This window comes from Kitasatospora sp. MAA19 (assembly GCF_029894125.1).
In the GTDB taxonomy this organism is placed as follows: Bacteria; Actinomycetota; Actinomycetes; order Streptomycetales; family Streptomycetaceae; genus Kitasatospora.
Genome location: NZ_JARXYZ010000006.1, coordinates 39,345 through 54,771, shown reverse-complemented (window position 1 = coordinate 54,771; position 15,427 = coordinate 39,345). Strand labels below are relative to the sequence as shown.

General features: G+C 72.1%; 14 protein-coding genes. 11 read left to right on the top strand and 3 right to left on the bottom strand.

Annotated elements, in window-relative coordinates; translation table 11 throughout:
- Positions 1-76: 76 nt before the first annotated feature.
- The 5 genes from P3T27_RS12010 (at position 77) to P3T27_RS11990 (ending at position 4,695) form a co-directional block, all read left to right on the top strand.
- A complete protein-coding gene (locus P3T27_RS12010) occupies positions 77-286 on the top strand; it encodes a ferredoxin (protein WP_280677351.1) in 210 nt (69 codons plus the stop codon).
- Positions 283-1,680: an FAD-dependent oxidoreductase gene (locus P3T27_RS12005; RefSeq protein WP_280677350.1), complete on the top strand. Its 1,398-nt coding sequence runs from the start codon at positions 283-285 to the stop codon at positions 1,678-1,680. Before P3T27_RS12010 ends, P3T27_RS12005 begins: the two co-directional genes overlap by 4 nt.
- Positions 1,677-2,903 (top strand): cytochrome P450, encoded by a 1,227-nt coding sequence (locus tag P3T27_RS12000; protein ID WP_280677348.1) that lies wholly within the window; start codon positions 1,677-1,679, stop codon positions 2,901-2,903. The genes P3T27_RS12005 and P3T27_RS12000 overlap by 4 nt, the downstream gene beginning before the upstream one ends.
- 167 nt (positions 2,904-3,070) lie before the next feature.
- Positions 3,071-3,910, top strand: a complete 840-nt coding sequence (locus tag P3T27_RS11995; protein WP_280677346.1) for a PIG-L family deacetylase — start codon at positions 3,071-3,073, stop codon at positions 3,908-3,910.
- Positions 3,911-4,155: 245 nt separating this feature from the next.
- Entirely contained in the window at positions 4,156-4,695 is a 540-nt protein-coding gene (locus P3T27_RS11990; protein ID WP_280677344.1) for a hypothetical protein, read from the top strand.
- A gap of 155 nt (positions 4,696-4,850) precedes the next feature.
- Here the strand turns inward: P3T27_RS11990 and P3T27_RS11985 are convergent, their stop codons facing one another.
- Complete coding sequence (locus P3T27_RS11985) at positions 4,851-5,702, bottom strand: hypothetical protein (RefSeq protein ID WP_280677342.1); 852 nt, start codon at positions 5,700-5,702, stop codon at positions 4,851-4,853.
- A 165-nt stretch (positions 5,703-5,867) separates the two neighbouring features.
- Here P3T27_RS11985 and P3T27_RS11980 point away from each other — a divergent pair, with 165 nt between their 5' ends.
- On the top strand, positions 5,868-6,746 hold the full coding sequence (locus P3T27_RS11980; protein WP_280677340.1) for a LysR family transcriptional regulator: 879 nt from the start codon (positions 5,868-5,870) through the stop codon (positions 6,744-6,746).
- 202 nt (positions 6,747-6,948) lie between these two features.
- The gene (locus P3T27_RS11975; RefSeq protein ID WP_280677339.1) at positions 6,949-9,675 is read left to right on the top strand and encodes a PKD domain-containing protein; all 2,727 of its coding nucleotides are present in this window, start codon (positions 6,949-6,951) and stop codon (positions 9,673-9,675) included.
- Positions 9,676-9,897: 222 nt separating this feature from the next.
- Here P3T27_RS11975 and P3T27_RS11970 read toward each other — a convergent pair whose 3' ends face one another.
- On the bottom strand, positions 9,898-10,449 hold the full coding sequence (locus tag P3T27_RS11970; RefSeq protein WP_280677337.1) for a hypothetical protein: 552 nt from the start codon (positions 10,447-10,449) through the stop codon (positions 9,898-9,900).
- Positions 10,450-10,768: 319 nt separating this feature from the next.
- On the opposite strand from P3T27_RS11970, the gene P3T27_RS11965 reads away from it, so the two are divergent.
- The 4 genes from P3T27_RS11965 (at position 10,769) to P3T27_RS11950 (ending at position 13,865) form a co-directional block, all read left to right on the top strand.
- Positions 10,769-11,857 (top strand): VWA domain-containing protein, encoded by a 1,089-nt coding sequence (locus P3T27_RS11965; RefSeq protein WP_280677335.1) that lies wholly within the window; start codon positions 10,769-10,771, stop codon positions 11,855-11,857.
- A gap of 98 nt (positions 11,858-11,955) precedes the next feature.
- Positions 11,956-12,450: a MarR family transcriptional regulator gene (locus tag P3T27_RS11960; protein ID WP_280677333.1), complete on the top strand. Its 495-nt coding sequence runs from the start codon at positions 11,956-11,958 to the stop codon at positions 12,448-12,450.
- On the top strand, positions 12,447-12,923 hold the full coding sequence (locus tag P3T27_RS11955) for a MarR family transcriptional regulator (RefSeq protein WP_280677331.1): 477 nt from the start codon (positions 12,447-12,449) through the stop codon (positions 12,921-12,923). The genes P3T27_RS11960 and P3T27_RS11955 overlap by 4 nt, the downstream gene beginning before the upstream one ends.
- Positions 12,924-13,190: 267 nt before the next feature.
- A complete protein-coding gene (locus tag P3T27_RS11950) occupies positions 13,191-13,865 on the top strand; it encodes a hypothetical protein (protein WP_280677329.1) in 675 nt (224 codons plus the stop codon).
- A 223-nt stretch (positions 13,866-14,088) separates the two neighbouring features.
- Here P3T27_RS11950 and P3T27_RS11945 read toward each other — a convergent pair whose 3' ends face one another.
- Positions 14,089-15,423 carry a glycosyltransferase 87 family protein gene (locus P3T27_RS11945; RefSeq protein ID WP_280677327.1) on the bottom strand — a complete coding sequence of 445 codons (1,335 nt, stop codon included), beginning with the start codon at positions 15,421-15,423 and terminating at the stop codon, positions 14,089-14,091.
- Positions 15,424-15,427 lie beyond the last annotated feature (4 nt).

Here is a 15,427-nt window from a genome sequence, read left to right as displayed (position 1 = left end):
TACCACCGCTCGCGCGGCCCGTCGCCAGGCCGTAGGACGGACACGGCGGGCGGGCCGCGCGGAGGAGCGTACCGGGATGCAGATCGTTGTCGACCTCAATCGCTGCCAGGCGTACGCCCAGTGCGTGTTCCTCGCCCCTGACGTGTTCGAACTGCACGGCGAGGAGTCCCTGATGTTCACACCGGCCGTCCCCGACGGGCAGCAGGAGCGCGTCCTCCGGGCGGCGGCGGCCTGCCCGGTGCAGGCCATCCTCGTCGGCGAGCCGGCCGGTCCCGCGGCCCGATGAACGGCGTCGAGCGGATCGTCGTCGTCGGCGCCTCGCTGGCCGGCCTGCGGGCCGCCGAGACGCTGCGCGCGCAGGGCTACGCCGGCTCGCTGACCGTGGTGGGGGAGGAGCCCCACCCCCCGTACGACAGACCGCCGCTGTCCAAGCAGGTGCTGCTCGGACGGGTCCACGCCCGGGACGTCGGGCTGCCGCGCCGCCGGGCCGTCGAAGCGCGCTGGAAGCTCGGGGTGCGCGCCGACCGGGTCGACCCGGAGGAGCGGCAGGTGGTCCTCGCCGACGGCGAACACCTCCCCTACGACCGGCTGCTGATCGCCACCGGAACCCGCGCCCGCCCCTGGCCGAAACCCGCCCAGGCCGCGCTGGACGGCGTCCTCACCCTGCGCACGGCCGACGACGCGGCCCGCCTCACCGAACGCCTCGACGCCGGGCCCCGCCGGGTGCTGGTGATCGGTGCCGGGTTCACCGGCTCCGAGATCGCCTCCGCCTGCCGCGAGCGCGGCCTGGAGGTGACGGTCGCCGAACGCGGCCCCGTCCCGCTCGTCGGCGCGCTGGGCGGGGCGCTCGGCGCCTTCGCCGCGGCGGCGCAGCGCGCCCACGGTGTCGATCTGCGCTGCGGCGTGACGGTCACCGCGCTCAGGAGCGAGAACGGCCGGTTCACCGGCGCCGACTTCTCCGACGGCGGCCGGATCGACGCCGATGTCGCGGTCGTCGCCCTGGGCGCCGTGCGCAACACCGAATGGCTCGAAGGATCGGGCCTGGCCGCCGGCCCCAGGGGCGTCGCCTGCGACGCGGGGTGCCGCGCCTTCACCATGTACGGGATCGTCACCGACGACGTCTTCGTCGCCGGGGACGTCGCCCGCTTCCCGCACCCGCTCTTCGAGTACCAGATGCTCTCCCTCGAACACTGGGGCAACGCGGTCGCCCAGGCCGAGGTCGCCGCCCACAACATGGTCAGCCCGGCACCGCGCCGGCGGCCGCACCTGACCGTCCCCGCCTTCTGGTCGAGCCAGTTCGGCCTCAACATCAAGTCCGTGGGCGTACCGACCTTCTCCGACCAGGTGGTCCTCGCCCAGGGCTCGTTGCAGGAGGGCCGCTTCGTCGCCGTCTACGGCTACCGGGGGCGCATCACCGCGGCCGTCACCGTCAACCGCGCCAAGTGGCTGGAGCACTACCAGTACCTCATCGAGACGTCCGCACCGTTTCCCCCCGCGCCCGGCGCCGCCGACCGGCCCGCCGTTCCGGTGACCGTCCCCTCCGACGTGCCCGACCCGCACCTGCTGTCGCACGGACCGACCGTGGCCCTCACCGGGCACCTGCCGGACCGGCACCTGACCCTGGTCCGGCATGGACGCCCCGGACCGCCGCCCCCCGCCGACGAGGAAACCCCCGGATGACCCCCGACACCCTCCTGCGCCGCATCAACGACTACACGAACCGTGCCGACCCCTACCCGCTCTACGCCGAACTGCGCGAGAACGGCGTGGTGCGCCAGGACGACGGCGCCTACCTCGTGGGCACCTACTACGAGATCGCCGCCCTGCTCCACGACCCCCGGGTCAGCTCGGACCAGCGCAGCCGGAAGGACCCGGACCCCGCCTTCACCCAGGACGGCCTGACGCCCGCCTTCATCAGACTCGACGACCCCGAGCACGACCGGCTGCGCCGCCTCGCGATGCGCCCCTTCGGCCCGCCGCACTCCCCGGGGCGGATCGACGCCCTCCACGGCGACATCACCCGCATCGCCGAGGAACTGATCGACGCCTTCCCGGACAAGGGCCGGATCGACCTCGTCGACGACTTCGCCTACCCGCTCCCCATCACCGTGATCAGCCGGCTCATGGGCGTGCCCCACGAGGACGTGCCCCGCGTCCGCGCCTGGACCAACGCCGTCATCGCCGGCTTCGACCCGACGCCCGGTCAGGACCCGGAGCGGCGCCGGCAGGAGGCCCGGCAGGCCCGCATCGCGATGGGCCGGTACCTGGGGGGCCTGGCCGAGGAACGCCGTAGCCACCCCACCGCCGACCTGCTCTCCGCCCTGGCCAACGACGACGGCCCCGAAGGCCGCCTCACCCCGGAGGAGTTGATGTCCACGGCGGTCCTGCTGCTGATCGCCGGACACGAGACCACCGTCAACCTGATCACCAACGGCATGCTCACCCTCCTGCGCCACCCCGAGGCCCTGGAGCGGCTGCGGGCCGATCCCGGGCTCATGCCGGGGGCGGTGGAGGAACTGCTGCGCTTCGAGCCGCCCGTCCAGTACCTGCCGCAGCGTTCACCGCTCACCGACATCGAGGTCGCGGGGGTCACCGTCCCCCGGGGCGCCCCGCTGATCCTGGTGCTCGCCGCCGGCAACCGGGACCCCCGGCGCTTCGAGGACCCGGACCGCTTCGACCCGTTGCGCAAGGACAACCAGCACCTCGGCTTCGGCAGCGGCATCCACATCTGCTACGGCGCCCCGCTCGCCCGGATCGAGGCCCAGATCGCGCTCAACGCGCTCCTGCGCCGGCTGGACGACGCCCGCCTGGCCGAGGACCCGCCGCCCTACCGGCGCAGCCCCATCCTGCGCGGCCCCCGCCACCTCCCGGTCGAGCGCGACGCGACCGGCACCACCGGCTGACGGGGCACCGCCCGCCGCCCGCCGGCGGCGCAGCCCGGTGATCGGCGCGCAGCCGCCACAGGAGGCGGACGCTTCGCCAAGTCGAGGGACGGGGGCGGATGTCACGGCGGCGAAGCACTGGCGCAGACTGGTGGCGGCTCACCCCGACCGACCGGAGGACGGAACCCATGGCCGACCGGCCCCTGACCCTGATGGCAGTGCACGCCCACCCCGACGACGAGGCCACCAGCACCGGCGGCGTCCTCGCCCGCTACGCCGCCGAGGGCGTGCGCACCGTCCTCGTCACCTGTACCGACGGCGCCTGCGGCGACGGCCCCGGCGGCGTCAAGCCGGGTGAGGACGGGCACGACCCGGCCGCCGTCGCCGCCCTGCGCCGCAAGGAGCTGGAGGTCAGCTGCCGCATCCTGGGGGTCGACCACCTCGAACTGCTCGGCTACGCCGACTCCGGGATGATGGGCTGGCCGGCCAACCACGCGCCCGGCTCGTTCTGGAGCACGCCCGTCGCCGACGGCGCCGCCCGCCTGGCCGACCTGATGCTCCGCTACCGCCCCGACGTCGTCGTCACCTACGACGAGAACGGCTTCTACGGCCACCCCGACCACATCCAGGCCAACCGGATCACCGCGGCCGCCCTGGCGCTGACCCCCGACCTGGCGCCCAAGGTGTACTGGACCACCGCGCCGCGTTCGATGATGCGGCGGTTCGGCGAGGTCATGCGCGAGTTCGGCGCGGATTGGGAGGCCCCGGAGCCGGACGGGCAGGACCCCGAGCTGCCCCCGTTCGGGCTGCCCGACGAGGAGATCACCACCTGGGTGGACACCACCGTCTTCGGCGGCCGGAAGTACGACGCGCTGCTCGCGCACTCCAGCCAGAGCGAGAACATCTTCTTCCTGCGGATGGGCAAGGAGCGGTTCACCGAGCTGATGGGCGTGGAGACCTTCGTCCGGGTCCGTGACACCACCGGCGCCGCGCTGCCCGAGCGGGACCTGTTCGCCGGACTGCGCTGACCACCCGCCGCCGGGGCGCCTCAACCGGGGCGCCCCGGCCGGCGAGGCCGGACCGGTGCGGTCCTGAATAATCGAACCCATCCCTGAAGGAATCACTCACACGTACTGAAACACCCCGCGTCGGGTACGGCGGACCAGCCCGCCCCACGGGCAACAGCAGGATTCGCCGGACCCGGTCCGGTCGGCGGCCTACCCTACGAACGGACAGGCCGCGCGCCCGCTACGGCCGTTCGCGAAGGAGTCCCGTGTCATCACCCTGTGACCCCCGGTACGCTTCCGTCGGCGATGTGAGCACAGCGCTCATGGTGATCGACTCCCGGCTCAAAGCCGTCTACGACGGCAGGACCGGGAAGGACCCCAAGCAGCAGCAGATGCTCGACCAGTTCGCCGCATCCCTGGGCCCCACGGAGTTCAACGCGCTGTTGGACGGCACCTGCACGCTCATCTACATGTTCATGAACTGGCTGCGGACGGCCTGCGAGGACCACGACAAGGACGTCATCGAGTACACGGTGCCCGCCCTCGTGGCCACGATGCGCATGATGCCCAGGACCTTCCGTCCCGAAGTCATCCCCACCATGGCCGGCCTGCTCATCGCCGCGGGCAGCGGCCTGAGCCCCAACCTGTGGCGCGCGCAGTACGGCCCCTGGACCGATGCCGAGATGAACCCCCTGGAAGCCACGGCCACCCTGCTCGCGGAGCACGTCAACCGGATGTCCGGCGACGACCACGACTTCGCCACCCGCCTGATCACCGACGCCCTGTCCAGGGCGGACGAAGGCTGAGGCGCAGCGTCCCGCACGTGCGCGGGACGACGACCGATCCGCCTGCCGCCTGCCGCCTGCCGCCTGCCACCCGGGCGGTCGGGTCGGCGGAACCCGTCACCGCCCGACCGGTCGCCGCCACCGGACGGATGCGGAGGCGGCGACCGCCCGGAGCCTCAGACCGACCGCCAGCCGAGCCAGCGGGGAGGCTCCCCCGACACACCGGTGGCCCAGCGGGCCCGGCGTTCCAGGGAGAGCCCGGTCATCGGGTGGCCGGCACCGAGCACGCGGGCGCAGTCGTCCGCCAGCACCGCGTACAGGCGGGCCGCCTCGGCGAAGTCGCCGGCCGCCCCGCTCCAGTGGGCCTGGTTGTGCCGCGCGTCCAGCACGATCTGCTCATCGGGCCCGTAGGCCCGCGCGAACTCCTCCGCCAGGACCCGGTAGCGGCTCGCGGCGTCGGCGGCGGCGCCGGAGCGGCCGATCCAGTGGGCGTGCTGATGGCGGGCCAGGTAGGTCTGCTGGTGGTAGGGGCCCACCTGATTCGCGAAGCCCTCGACCACCGCGCGCTCCAGCTCCGCCGCCCGCAGGGCGTCACCGGACTCCCCGACCCAGTGGGCCTGCTGATGGCGGATGACCAGGACATCCGTGCCGTCCAGGCCCGCCCGCGCGTAGACCGCGAGCAGGGCCGCGAGCAGACGGGCCGCCTGCGCGGCGTCGCCCGCGCGGCCGACGTAGCCCGCGCGGTTGTGGCCGACGGCGAGCGCCAGCGGATGCGCCGCGCCGAACGCCTCGACGACATCCGCTGCCAGCCGCTCGTACAGGCAGGCCGCCTCGGCGTACCGGCCCGACTCCCCGACGGCGTGGGCGTGCTGATGGCGGGCCCTGAGCGTGTTCAGGTCCCGCGCGCCCAACTCCCTTGCGCTGTCGGACGCAAGGCTGTCGTACCGGCGCGCGGCCCCGGCCAGGTCACCGGAGCGGGCCCGATCGCCCGCCGCCGCATAGCGGCTCTCGAACTCGTCGGCTTCCACGGCCTGCCCCCTTCGACGGACACCACGGGATCTGCGCCGCGAGAAGCCGGCGCCGCGCTCCCGACGAGGACACCGGCTGCCGTATCACGGCGTGCGAACAGTAGTCTGGCCAGCGGCGACGATCAGGTCCAACACACGGCGTTCACCGGGGGGTGAGGCGGGCTCATGGCGGTCAACCTGGCGCAACTGCGGGCCCTGGTCGCGGTCGTGGACGCCGGCGCCTTCAACGCCGCGGCATCCGTCCTGGAGGTCAGCCAGTCCGCCGTCTCCCACGCCCTGGCCTCACTCGAGCGCACCCTGGGCGCGCCCGTGGTCCACCGGGGCGCTGCGCCGATCCGCCCCACCCCGCTCGGCGCACAGCTGCTCCCGCACGCACGCCAGGCCGTCAGCGCCGTGGACGCCGTGCTCTCCCTGGGCGCGGCGCACCGCGCGGTCCCCGGCGGAGTCGTACGCGTGGCCGCGCCACCCACCGTCTGCCGCGGCCTGCTCCCGGATCTGCTCACCACGTGGGCGCAGGCACACCCGCACCTGAAGGTGCGCGTCTTCGAGGGGGAGGACACCGAGGTCGCCCGCTGGCTCGCGAACGGGACCGCCGACCTGGCCGTCCTGGTCGACCCCGACCCGGTGCCCGACGGCGCTCTGCTGCTGCTCCACGACGACTTCCGAGCGGCGCTGGCCGGCGACCACCCGCTCGCGCACGAGCGCTCGGTGACGCTGCGCGACCTCGATGACGACCCCATGCTGCTCTCCGACGGCGGCTGCGAACGCTATCTCCGGGAACTGCACCGCCTCGACGGCAGCGTTTACGTGCCGCCCCCGCGCATCCGTGGATTCGCCACGCTCCTGGACATGGTGCGCGCCGGGGTCGGCGTCGCCGTGGTGCCCGGGCTGGCCCGGTGCATGCTGCCGGCCGGCACCGTCCTGGTGCCGCTGCGGCCGACGGTGCACCGCCGACTGCTGCTGTCGGGACCGCCGACGCGCCCCTGGGGGCCGGCGGTGCAGACACTCATGGCGAGCGCGGCGAGCACCGGGACCGCCGTCTGATCTGCCACGCGCCCCCGCTGACGCGAACGGGCCCGGCGCGATCCGATTTCAGACATCTTGGCAAAGGTGACGCAAAGAAAGTTTATATACATAATCACATCGGCTCCATCCTTCCGGCGGCCACACGGTCGCCGGATGCCTTCGGTGTGGGCCTCGAAACTCGCTACTCCAGGGGGACCGCCCAGTGCGCCCACGCCGCACCATGAGGCTGCTGACCGCAGGCCTCGTCACCGTTCTCGGCCTGCCCGCAGTCGCGGCCGCCGGTACGCCCGGTACGCTCCGGGTCGACAACACCGACCCGGCCAAGTGCTCGGACTCCGGCGGCCAGGGCACCCAGGCCCTGCCGTTCTGCACCATCGGCGCCGCGGCCGCGGTCGCCGGACCGGGCCAGACCGTCGAGGTGGCGGGCCGGCAGGAGTACCGGGGAGAGGTGGTGCTCACCCGCTCCGGGGAACCGGGGCGCCCCATCACCTTCCGCGGCGTCAACGGGGGCGTCGGCGCCTGGATCGGCGGAGGCCTCAAGCTCCTCGCGGTGCACGACGTGGTGGTCGAGTCGTTCTCCACCTTCCGGACCGAGGTCGCCGACTCCAGCCGGGTCACGGTCAAGAACCTGCGGGACGGCGACCTGCGGGTCACCGGGGCCGGCAGCAGCGACGTGACCCTGTCCGGCAACAACGCCCGGACGATCTCGGTGGAGGCCGGTGCCGCCGGCACCACGCTCGTGCGCAACGGCGCGAACGCGATCCGGGTCACCGACGCGCCCCGGACGACCGTCACCAACAACACGGTCACGGATGGCTGCACCGCCGGTATCGAGCTCGCCGGCAACTCCCCGCAGGCGAACCTCTTCAACAACCTGGTGCGGAACCACTTCAGCCCCGCCGCCCCGTACCAGTGCGGGAACACCGGCGGCCAGGGCGCCGAGATCGTGGTCTCGGCCGCCTCCGCCACGGGCACCCGGGCCGGCTACAACACCGTCGCCCCGTACTGGGGCAACTCCAGCAACGGCAACGCGTACTCCTGGGCCGGCACCGTGCACCAGACCCCGCAGGCACTGGCCGCCGCCACCGGCGACCAGGCCGGCGGCCACGACATCGTGGTCCAGAACTGGGCGGACGGCAGCGCCCACAACTCCGCGGTGACCGATTCCGCCGACGCCACCGCGCCGGGCTTCGTCCCGCCCGCGTTCCCGGCCGACGACCCCGACGTCGAGAACACCGGTACCGGCCTCGGGTACTACGACCGGGGCAAGGACGAGCGTCAGGAGAACGTCGGCCGGGTGTGGCTGCAGACCGATCCGGCGCGCGCGCCCTACGGCGCCGAGGTCACTCTGACGGCGACCACCGAGCGCACGGTCCACTGGCCGACCTCGGTCATGAGGTACCGCTTCGACTTCGGCGACGGCAGCCCGACGGTCACCTCCGCCACCCCGAGCGTGCGCCACGCCTACACCTGCGCCTGCGACTGCACGGCGACGGTGGGCGTGGAGACCGGCGACGGCAACGTGGTCAACAGCTGGGGAACGCCCCTCAAGGTCACCACCCCCGGCCCGCTCAAGGCGTCGGCGACCGTCGGGGCGAACATCCCGGACCAGTGGGACACCTCCGACACCCCGCCGCTGGGTGTGCGGGTCGACCCGTCCGGGACATCCTCCCCCTGGGCCGTCGGCAAGGTCGTGGTGGACTACGGCGACGGCACCGTCGAGTCCAAGAACGGCCTGGACGTCTTCCTGCACGGCTACGCCTCGCCCGGTGACTACACGGTCAAGGTGACGGTCACCGACAGCACCGGTCGCACCGACACCGCCGCGTACCCCTTCCGCGCCGCGTACGCCCCGTCGCGCTTCCTGCGCATCGACCCGTACCGGCTGCTGGACACCCGCGACGACCCGGCCGTGATCCTGCGGGGCGGACAGGAGGGCGGCTTCACGATCCCGACCGGCGACGCGCCCGGCTCGAACGGTACGCCCGGCAGCATCTCCTCGGTCGTCCTCAACGTCACGGTCACCGAGGCCACCCAGGACAGCCATCTGATCGTCTGGCCCGCCGGGCAGGAGCGCCCGCAGACGTCGAACGTGAACGTGGCGGCCGGCCGGACCTCCACCAATCTGGTGACCGTGCCGGTCGGCCAGGCTCACCGGATCAGCACCTACCTCAGTGCCGGCCAGGCCGAGGTGATCGTCGACGTGGTCGGCTTCTACCGGCCCAACGGTGGCTACCTGTTCACCCCGCTCGAGCCCTCGCGGCTGGTCGACACCCGTGACAGCCGCAAGCTCGGCGCCGGGGAGGTCCGCACGGTGAAGATCGCCGGCGTCGGCGCAGTCCCCGCCGACGTGGCCTCCGTCGTGCTCAACCTGACCAGCACCGGGACCAGCGCCGACACCCACCTCTCGGTCTACGCCGGCGACCGCCCCCGCCCGATCAGCTCGAACCTCAACCCCGAGCCCGGGAAGGACAAGTCCAACCAGCTCATCGTCCCGGTCGGCGCCGACGGCAGCGTGAACGTCTACAACCACGTCGGGTCCACCGACGTCATCCTGGACGTCTTCGGCTACTACGCCAACGACGGCAAGGGCAAGTTCACCCCGACCGTCCCGGTCCGGTTGACGGACACCCGGTCCAACCCGTTCGCGAAGCCCGGCCCGGACAGCACCACCGTCGTCTCCGGCATCCCCGCCGGATCCACCGCGGCCGTCCTCAACGTCACGGCCACCAACACCACCGCCGACAGCTACCTCACCGTCCACGCCGACGGCAGCCCGCGTCCGATCACCAGCAACCTGAACCTGCTGCGCGGCGCCACCGTCCCCAACCACGTCACCACGCCGGTCAGCGCCGACGGCAAGGTCGGCATCTACAACCACGTCGGCAGCACCGACATCATCGCCGACCTCTTCGGCTACTTCACCGACGCCTGGCCTGCCTCCTGAGGCTTGCTGCAGAAGTCGTGCTTCGCTCATGCACCGGCTGATGCCGGCCACGCCTTTCCGGGCGTGGCCGGCATCAGCGCGGGCCGGGTACGAGCGGATGCACGTCAGGGAAATCCGGGGCCAGCCCGGGAAAAACCGGTATCCGGGAATGGGAGGTCAGTGAAAAACGGCCGTCCCGAGCAGCCGGCCCGTCACACGATCGACGACGGCGGAGGGTCGGCGTCAGCGCTGGCGCTGGCGCACGGAGGTGAAGCCGCAGACGGGGGTGCACAGGGTGACGATGCCGCTGTACCGGTAGGTGGTCCGCCCCTTGGAGATGCTGTGCACGGTCAGTTTCTCCCGCAGGGTCGGCTGGTGACACCGCGGGCAGGAGGCGTCGACCGGCTTGCCCCAGGGCCGCTTCGGATCCAGCTTGGTGGCCGACACCGCCATCAGGACCACGGCGAGCGCGGCGCCGCCGAACCCGACCACCCGCCACACCTGGTGCGACGACTCCCGACGGTCGATCATCTCGTCGTACGAGTAGGTGCCTCCGCCGCCGTGGTTGGACCAGATCCGGCACTCGCTGTGCCGCGTCATGGTCCGGCCGTCACAGGTCGGCGCGGTGTTCGCGTCCGCCTTGCCGACCACCAGCGCCAGGAACAGGCCGATGGCGCCCAGGAACCCCAACACGACCAGCGCGGTGATCCGGCTCCGGCCGGTGTGCAGCCGATTGCGCTCCTTGACCGCCGTCTCGATCACCGCGTGCGTCATATTGCTGCCGTCGGCCGCCACCACATATCTCCTGCTTCTCGTACCGGGAGCCGAATGCTCCCATCGACGAAGGGAGTTGACAAGAACTCGCCACCGCCGACGTGCGGTCCTGCCGGATTCGGACAGATGGGACCTCTCCCCGGGAGGCACCACTGGTCCCGGTCGGCCTGAGCAACACCTCACCGCGGGACCACCACCCCCGGATCGGCGGGCTGCCGCCCCGGCCGCCTGCGCCTTCGACAGGTCAGAAGGCACTGTCAGTGCCTCCTCGTAGTGTGTGAACAACGTTGGAGGGGGCGCCGGAAAGGCGTCGAAAGAGCGTTGGAAAAGGGTTGGAAGTATGTCTGCGAACAGGATCAACCACAAGGTCAACCACGTTTCGCTCGTGGTCGACAAGTCCGGCTCGATGCGCCAGCACGAGGCGCAACTTGTCCGCGTGGTGGACGAGTTCGTGAAGGGCCTGCAGGAGGAGTCCGACCGGCTCGGTCACGAGACCCGCATCAGCCTCTACGCTTTCGATCACGAGGTGCAGAACCTCGTCTGGGACATGGACGTCAAGCACCTGCCGTCCCTGAAGGGCCTTTACCGGGTCGACAACGGTGCGACGGCGCTGATCGAGGCGGCCGTGAAGTCCGTCGACGACCTGAAGAACATCTGGGAAGGGTACGGGGAGCACTCCTTCCTCCAGGTCGTCGTCACCGACGGCGAGGAGAACGCCTCCGGCTGCTCACAGACCGGCCAGATGCACATCCGCATGGGCGGCCGGGGCGCCGCCGTCCTGCGCACGTGGATGGACCGCATCCAGAGCGCCATGGACGACCTCCCCGACCACTGGACCTCGGCGATCCTGGTCCCGAACTCCCTGGCCAAGCGCACCGCCCAGGAGTACGGCTTCCCCGCGGGCAACATCGCGATCTGGGACGCGGACTCCAGCAAGGGCGTCGAGGAGGCCATCGGCACCGTCAAGACGGCCGCCACCAGCTTCCTGCGGGGCCGCGAACAGGGCGTGCGCGGCACCAGGAACCTGTTCGCCATGGGCCAGGACCTGAGCACCGCCGAGGTGAAGGCCAACCTCGACGCCCTGGACACCGGCAAGTACATCCTGGTCCCGGTCGACCAGCAGATGCCGATCCGCGACTTCGTCACCAGCGCCGGGCACCCCTACAAGACCGGCTGCGCCTTCTACGAGCTGTCCAAGCGCGAGAAGATCCAGGGCAACAAGCAGCTCGCCGTGGCCGAGAAGGACCCGGCCACCGGCCGGATGACGGGCAGGGTGTTCTCGGGCCCGGCGGCCCGCCAGCTCCTCGGCCTGCCGAAGTCGGAGGCCACGGTGAAGCCGGGCGACAACCCGTCGTACACCGTGTTCGTCCAATCGACCTCCGTCAACCGGAAGTTGGTGCCGGGCACCAAGCTGCTCGTCCTCCTGTAGCCGGGAGCTGCGGTCTTGTCGGCATCATCACGGCGTGCGCCGCCGCATCCTCCGGAAAATAGTAGCCATGGACATAGTAGCTATGTAATCTATTCGGCATGAGCAACGGTTCGCCGGGCCCCACGCCCGGTTTCCTGGTCTGGCGGCTCGCCAACAAGTGGCGCGTCGCGGTCGATCGGGCAGTGGCCCCGCTGGGCCTCACCCACGCGCAGTACTCACTGGTCGCGTCGCTGCACGGCATGCAGCGCGCCGGCGAGCGGCCCAGTCAGCGCCGACTCGCCGACCACACCGGTATGGAGGCGCTGTACGTCTCGAAGCTGGCGCGCGCCCTGGAGTCGGCCGGCCTGATCGAGCGCACCCGAGATCCCCGCGACCCTCGCGCCGTACAGCTCGGCCTCACCGAGCAGGGCCAGGCCGTCACGCGGCAGGCCGTCGTGGTGGTCCAGGAACTGCTCCAGCAATTGCTGGAGCCACTCGGCGGCCTCGACGCCCCGCGCACGCGCGCCTTCACCGACGAGTTGACGACTCTGCTCGACGCGCCTCTCATTCCATCCGTACCGAACGACGAGAGCACCCGGGGGACAACACCATGACCACCACCGCATCTGCCACCACCACCGCACCTGCCACCACCGCACCCGTCGCCGACGCCCGCGCCCTCGGCCTGGCCCACTACGCCGCCCGCGGCGTCCTGGAGCACGTCCTGGCCCGGCACGCCGTCACGTTCCAGCAGCAGGTCGTCCTGCGCGCCGCCGTCACCGCCGACGCCCCGCAGACGTCTGACGATCTCGTCACCCAGGTCCGGGGCTCCCTCAAGACCGGTCCGGACGACATCCGCGCCACGTTCGACGAGCTGCTGGCCAAGCAGCTGCTCGTCGCAGACGGCGCGCACCTTCGCCCCACGGACGCAGGGCGCGCGCTGATCGCCGCCGTCGGCACGGAGACCGGCCCCATCAGCGCCCGCATCTGGGGCGGGATACCCGCCGAGGACCTGGCCGCCGCCGGCCGCGTCCTCGCCCTGGTCACCGAGCGCGCCAACGCGGAGCTCGCGGAGCTGACAGCCTGACCGCCCGCCCGCGCCGACCGGAGACGCCGGCACACGGACGTGGGCCGAGGAAGCCCGGAAACCCGCTGGTCAGGGCCGTGCTCCAGGACACGAACCGCGAGACCCTGCACAGGTGCCGCAGCGCATGTGCAGTGGGCCGCTGCCGGTAAAGGCCGTCCGACGTCGTACTCGCCGTGCTGCCGCGCCCCGGCCCGGGGCGCGGCGGGTCAGGGGGCTGACGGGGTAAAGGGGGTGCCCCGGGCCGGCCGGAACGAAAGGATGGCCGGCATGAGTGCGATCATCAGCTTGGACCTGGCCGGTTTCGTCCCGCGTGAGGACGAGGAGGACACCGGGGGCGGGGACCAGGTGTGGGACGACGAACGAGGGGTGGTCCTGTCCGTCCACGACTTCGCGCTCGTACCGGATCTGGTCGCCCCGCTCGACGCGGGCGAGCAGCTGCTGCGTGAACTGGCCCGGTACACCGCGCAGCACGGGGCCGCGCTGATCGAGGCGGAGGTGCGCGAGCTGGGCGGCGTGCCGGGGTTGTGGCAGCTCGCCAAGGTCCCCAAGGCGACTGGCAGCGGGCAGGTGTTCATCGGGTCATGGACCGTGCCGCGGGACCGGTACAGCGTGGTGCTGAAGGCGCAGGCCGCCGAGGGGCCGGTCAGCGGCATGCGGGAGGCGGTGGTGGCCGACCGGGTCGGGTTCGACGCCTACGTCCGTCCCCACCCCTACGACCCGGAGCTGCGCGCACCGCTGCCGTACCACGTGGGCGACCTCCCGGAGTGGGACGCCCACTTCCCGTCGCATCCGCTGACGCTGGTGCGGGAGACACTGGCCCGGGTGGGCGCGAGCGCGGTGCTGGACGAACGGTTCCGGGCACTGCCGCCGTTCACCGGACCGGCAGCCGACGGCGGCGCCCTGGCGGAGGCACCGCGGCGGCGGTGGTGGCAAAGGCGCTGACCGCCCGTACCCCCGACGTCTCCAACCCCGCTGCGCCCTGCCGGCACCGCGGGTTCACCGTGCCGGTGAGGGCCGCCGCGGTCACCCCCGTTTCCGGCGGACCGGGAGACCACCGTCCGATCCACCGGACGGCCGCGCGCGGGGCGTCGGGCGGTCGGCGGGCTCGCCCGGCACGTCCGCGACGGGACGAGGGCGTGCCGGGCGAGGGTTGGCGGGCCGGCGCTCAGGTGGCGTCGGGGGCACAGCGGGCCGACGGGGTCGGCAGCGGGAGCGGCGGCCTCGTGGTGCGCCCGGCGGATCCGGACGGTGCAGGGGCGGTATCCCGGAACTCGCGGGCGGTGGCCCGGAGTACGGCGATCAGCGCCAGCAGCATCAGCACGCCGTGGGCCGGCATCGACAGGTACGGCGCCACGCCGGGCGCGATGAACTTGAGGTAGCTGCCGAAGGACGAGAGCTGGACCAGGACCGGCAGGTACCAGAGCTGCCGCGGCAGTTGGAAGGCGGCGAGCACACTGAGGATGTCCGCGATGTAGAAGTAGCGCTCGTGCATGGACGGCAGCAGGAACGGCACCGTGATCGCGAAGGCGGTGGCCAGCAGCAGGATCCTCGTTCCGGTGAGCCCCGTGCACGCGTTGCCCGCGGTGCGGTCCTCCGGTTGGGCCCGGCCCGTGCGCCGTACGGCCCGGACCGCCGGCCAGATCAGTGCCAGGACCAGCAGGCCCGCGACCAGGACGCCCGCCCGGCGCACCGGGTCCTCCTCTCCGTACGGCACCGAGACGAACTGGTAGACCGTCGGCGCGTTGAGCGTGAGGTCCCGGTAGGTCCCCGTCTGCCGCACGTACACCGTCAGCAGCTGCCAGGGGTCGGAACCGAGCAGGATTGCGGGGACGTCGAGTGCCAGGTACACGGCCGGGACGGCCAGCAGGCTCCGCCACGGTATCCGCCGGGCCAGGACGGCAACGAGCAGCAGCGGGAACAGGAAGACCGCCTGGAGTTTGAAGGCCAGGGCGATCCCGAAGAACGAGCAGGTCCACCAGGGACGGTCGCGCAGGAGATGGTAGACGCCTGCCACCAGGAAGGTGGTGAAGACCGCGTCGGACTGGGCCCACCAGCCGCTGTTGGTCACGACCGTGGGCAGGAACAGCACGACCACCGCTGCGGCGAGCGCCCGCCGGGGCCGGTGCGGCCACCGCAGCGCGACGATGCGGTAGGTGTAGTGGGCGAGCGCCAGGTCGAAGAGGATCGATAGGCACTTGACGCCCTCCATCGCCGGCACCGGCAGGTAGGTGAGCGCGGCCATGAGGTACAGGTAGGGGACGTTGTAGTCCGAGAAGTCGGCGTTGCCGAGGGCGGGGAAGCCGCCCTGCTCCGTGATGTACCGGTACCAGGGACCGAGGAAGCGGTACCAGTCCGGCGACTCGTACTCCAGCAGCAGGAACCGGACCAGGAGCGCGGACGCCACCGCCGTCACTGCGGCCAGGACCAGGACCGTCGAGTCGGCCCGGTCCGGAGGCGGTCCTTCGTTCCGGCGTGGTCCCTCAGCGGCTGTCTCGGACATCGGT

Coding starts and splice junctions, on each gene's coding strand:
- P3T27_RS12010 (WP_280677351.1), top strand. CDS start 77: ATGCAGATCGTTGTCGACCTCAATCGCTGCCAGGCGTACGCCCAGTGC.
- P3T27_RS12005 (WP_280677350.1), top strand. CDS start 283: ATGAACGGCGTCGAGCGGATCGTCGTCGTCGGCGCCTCGCTGGCCGGC.
- P3T27_RS12000 (WP_280677348.1), top strand. CDS start 1,677: ATGACCCCCGACACCCTCCTGCGCCGCATCAACGACTACACGAACCGT.
- P3T27_RS11995 (WP_280677346.1), top strand. CDS start 3,071: ATGGCCGACCGGCCCCTGACCCTGATGGCAGTGCACGCCCACCCCGAC.
- P3T27_RS11980 (WP_280677340.1), top strand. CDS start 5,868: ATGGCGGTCAACCTGGCGCAACTGCGGGCCCTGGTCGCGGTCGTGGAC.
- P3T27_RS11975 (WP_280677339.1), top strand. CDS start 6,949: ATGAGGCTGCTGACCGCAGGCCTCGTCACCGTTCTCGGCCTGCCCGCA.
- P3T27_RS11965 (WP_280677335.1), top strand. CDS start 10,769: ATGTCTGCGAACAGGATCAACCACAAGGTCAACCACGTTTCGCTCGTG.
- P3T27_RS11960 (WP_280677333.1), top strand. CDS start 11,956: ATGAGCAACGGTTCGCCGGGCCCCACGCCCGGTTTCCTGGTCTGGCGG.
- P3T27_RS11955 (WP_280677331.1), top strand. CDS start 12,447: ATGACCACCACCGCATCTGCCACCACCACCGCACCTGCCACCACCGCA.
- P3T27_RS11950 (WP_280677329.1), top strand. CDS start 13,191: ATGAGTGCGATCATCAGCTTGGACCTGGCCGGTTTCGTCCCGCGTGAG.
- P3T27_RS11945 (WP_280677327.1), bottom strand. CDS start 15,423: ATGTCCGAGACAGCCGCTGAGGGACCACGCCGGAACGAAGGACCGCCT.